Consider the following 1462-nt stretch of genomic DNA (forward strand, 5'->3'; position numbering starts at 1 on the left):
GTGCTCCCGGTCGAGGCGACGCTCGACCTCAACGATGGCTGCGGCGACCGTCGCCGGCGACGCCGACGGGTTGTTGGCCAGATAGAGCGCGGCTGCGCCCGCCACATGCGGCGTCGCCATCGAGGTGCCGCTGATTGTGTTGTTGCTGGTGTCGTTGGAGTTCCAGGCCGACGTGATGTTCACGCCCGGAGCGAACAGGTCGACGCAGGTGCCGTAGTTCGCCCACGACGCCTTCTTGTCGGTGTTGTCGGTCGCCGAGACCGTGATCGCCTCGGGCACCCGTGCCGGCGATGAGTTGCACGCGTTCTGTGGCAGGCCAAGGATGTTGCCGTTGCCCGCTGCGATCGCGTAGGTCACGCCCGCCGCGATCGACCTCTTTACCGCATTGTCCAGCGTGGTGTCCGCACCACCGCCGAGTGACATGTTCGCCACCATCGGCTGGCTCGGGTTGCTGCTCTTCTGGGCGGTCACCCAGTCGACACCGGCCACGACGCCGGAGGTGGTGCCGCTGCCACTGCAGCTGAGCACCTTGACGGCGATGAGCTGCACGTTCTTGGCCACACCATAGGATGCGCCACCGATGGTGCCAGCCACATGCGTGCCATGCCCGTTGCAGTCGGTGTTGTTACCGTCTCCAGTCGTGTTCGTGCCCCAGGCCGCCCGGCCACCGAAGTCGCTGTGCGTGACCCGGATGCCGGTGTCGATGATGTACGCCTTGACGTTGCTCGCCGTTGTGTTGTACGTGTAGGAGCTGCTCAGCGGCAGGTTCCGTTGGTCGATGCGATCCAGGCCCCACGACGGCGGGTTGGTCTGGGTCGCGGTGGCGGTGAAGATGCCGTCCTGCTGCACGTATGCCACTCGCGGGTCCGCGGCGAGCCTGCGTGCCTGCTGCTCCGACATGCGGCTGGCAAAGCCCTTCAGCGCGCTGCGGTACTGGTGGGTCATCGACGCGCCGTGCTCCTGGGCCACGGCGGGCACCTGGTCGCCGGCCCCGTCCTTGAGCACGACGATGTAGCTGCCTGCTACCGGCGCCCCAGTGGCAGCCCTGACCGTGCCCTCTGCTGGGGCGGCGTTCGCCGCCGCGCCAACGCCGACCGCGACGGCCGAAACCGCCGCGGCGAACCCGACTGCCAGGAACCTCCTGGCAGGTACGGAAGTCGCCATGCACGTCCTCCTCCCCGCGCCCTTTGCGGGGCACCGATTTCCGATCGCCCGTTCGGCGGATCGTTGGGAGCAAGTTAGTCGATGGGCGTGTGGAGCGAAAGGTCAAACTTCATCGGACTTTCAGCTACCGTCGCATGTGGATTCACGATGTGCCGGCCTCCGGATCTACGGCACCTGGTGGAGATGGTGGGTGAGCCGTCGCTGGCGCGGAGCCCAGCGATGCCGACCGTTGCGCCGGACCTGGAGGGGACCCCTCGTCGTGGTCCACTCGTGGAATGCAGTTCAGGGCCCTCGGCGA

The 1462-nt window shown here is 67.2% G+C and carries 1 protein-coding gene; it reads right to left on the minus strand.

Going from position 1 to position 1462, the window contains the following annotated elements:
- Positions 1-1164: S8 family peptidase (locus ONA70_RS36215; RefSeq protein WP_265010977.1), on the minus strand; the 1164-nt coding region annotated here is incomplete at its 3' end.
- Positions 1165-1462 lie beyond the last annotated feature (298 nt).

This window comes from Micromonospora yasonensis (assembly GCF_026013475.1).
Taxonomy (GTDB): domain Bacteria; phylum Actinomycetota; class Actinomycetes; order Mycobacteriales; family Micromonosporaceae; genus Micromonospora; species Micromonospora yasonensis.